This window comes from Nitrosomonas sp. (assembly GCF_019635155.1).
GTDB lineage: Bacteria > Pseudomonadota > Gammaproteobacteria > Burkholderiales > Nitrosomonadaceae > Nitrosomonas.
In genome coordinates this window covers 1-1,067 of record NZ_JAHBZY010000049.1, presented here as the reverse complement: position 1 = coordinate 1,067, position 1,067 = coordinate 1, and the positions used below count along the sequence as shown (strand labels likewise).

Here is a 1,067-nt window from a genome sequence, read left to right as displayed (position 1 = left end):
TCAAATAAAGCCGGACACTTTATTAAGTCCTTTTTCAAATTCTATTGGTGTCACATCACCGATCGCCGTATGAATACGCTGAGAATTATAGTAACTCATATAGGCATGAGTATCGGCAATAGCAGATTCTCTGGTTTGATAACTATTTCCTGTCAGCCATTCACGTTTCAAGCTACTGAAGAAACGCTCGACCGGAGAATTATCCCAACAATTTTCCTTTCTGCTCATTGAGCAGACCATGCCATGCTGTTTAAGTAACTGCTGATATGCATGGCTGGCATACTGGCCGCCGCGATCGGAATGATGAATCAACCCTTCAGGCGGACTACGTAAATTAATTGCCATCAATAATGCCCGGATCACCAGCGATTGCTTCATTTGTTTGTCTATACTCCAGCCGATCACACGCCGTGAGTACAAATCAATGACTACCGCCAGATATAGCCAGCCCTGTAATGTCCAGATGTAAGTAATATCAGTCGCCCATACTTGATTGGGGCATCCCGGACTAAACTGCCGATCCAGTATATTGGGTGCTATCGGGCATGAATGCTTGCTGTCTGTGGTCAACACAAACCGGCGCTTACGTTTAACAACTACTCCGAGTTTATTCATGAGAAAACGTATTCGATGTCGACCTGCCTGAAAACCTTCCTTGCGTAACTGCTTCATTAAGCGTCGGCTGCCCATGCTTTCTCTGGATTGGGTAAAGTGCATTTTCATCCGCTGACACAGATGCCAGGTTTGGCTATCGATGAGCTTTGCACCCTTCTTGCGCCAATCATAATAAGCACTGCTGCTCACGTTCATTACCCTGCAAAGCATAGCTACTGGATAATGATTTCTCCGAGCTTGAATGAAACCATATTTCACTTCATTTCTTGCGCAAAGAAGGCGCTCGCCTTTTTTAGGATTTCTTTCTCCATGCGCAGTGTTTTTACCTCTCTTCTGAGACGTTGCAGTTCTGCACGTTCATCAGCATCCAGACATTTCCCATCTCTCTCCTGCGCTTGCTGCTTCACCCACCGTTGCAGATTCTTCTCACTGGTGTCAACTACTTGAGCCGC

Annotated in this window: 1 protein-coding gene and 1 pseudogene; both read right to left on the bottom strand. The window is 45.7% G+C overall.

Features of this window, described 5'->3' with window-relative positions; translation table 11 throughout:
* Entirely contained in the window at positions 1-873 is an 873-nt protein-coding gene (locus tag KF839_RS14790; RefSeq protein WP_292918593.1) for an IS3 family transposase, read from the bottom strand.
* A pseudogene (locus KF839_RS14785) lies at positions 870-1,067 on the bottom strand (IS3 family transposase); the annotation flags it as partial. The gene KF839_RS14790 and the pseudogene KF839_RS14785, both read right to left, overlap by 4 nt.